This is a genomic window from Vibrio sp. 10N.222.46.A1 (assembly GCF_041473595.1).
Lineage (GTDB): Bacteria > Pseudomonadota > Gammaproteobacteria > Enterobacterales > Vibrionaceae > Vibrio > Vibrio tasmaniensis_A.
Genome location: NZ_JBFRSN010001008.1, coordinates 1 through 854, shown reverse-complemented (window position 1 = coordinate 854; position 854 = coordinate 1). Strand labels below are relative to the sequence as shown.

Below are 854 nucleotides of genomic sequence, written 5' to 3'. Positions count from 1 at the left end.
GTTTACGCACAAGGTACATCTTGGGAACTTATCCTAGAAAACAGTGACAACATTGTTCTTTGGGGTAACGATCCAGTTAAAAACCTGCAAGTAGGTTGGACATGTGAGACTCACGAGTCATTCGCATACTTAGAGCAGCTGAAAGAAAAAGTTGCTAAGAAAGAGATCAACGTTGTTTCTGTTGACCCTGTTAAAAACAAAACAGGCCGTTACCTAGAAAACGAGCAAATGTACATCAACCCACAAACTGATGTGGCGTTCATGCTTGGTGTTGCTCACGTTCTTTACAACGAAGATCTATACGACAAGAAGTTCATCGAAACTTACTGTCTAGGTTTTGAAGACTTTATCAAGTACGTTCAAGGTGAAACGAAAGATAAAGTTGAGAAGACACCTGAGTGGGCTTCGGCTATCTGTGGTGCAAGCGCGGACTCTATCCGTGAATTCGCTAAGATGCTGGTTAACGGTCGTACGCAGATTCTTGTCGGTTGGAGTATCCAACGTCAACAACACGGTGAGCAGCCTTACTGGATGTGTGCCGTTATCGCAGCAATGGTTGGCCAAATCGGTCTACCTGGCGGTGGTATCTCTTACGGTCACCATTACTCTGGTATCGGTGTTTCTTCAACTGGCTTCGCTGCTCCGGGTTCATTCCCGTTGAACATCGACCAAGGTCAATCGCCTAAGCACACTAACACTGATTACAACGGTTACAGCCGTGTAATCCCTGTTGCTCGTTGGGTAGATAGCTTGCTAGAGCCAGGTAAGAAGATCAAAGCGAACGGTTCAACGGTTACACTACCGGATATCAAGATGATGGTATTCAGTGGTAATAACCCGTGGCACCACCACCA

The 854-nt window shown here is 45.8% G+C and carries 1 protein-coding gene; it reads left to right on the top strand.

Annotated features, from left to right (window positions below):
- On the top strand, window positions 1–854 hold an 854-nt coding region (locus AB4496_RS23095), incomplete at both ends, for a molybdopterin-dependent oxidoreductase (RefSeq protein WP_372132113.1).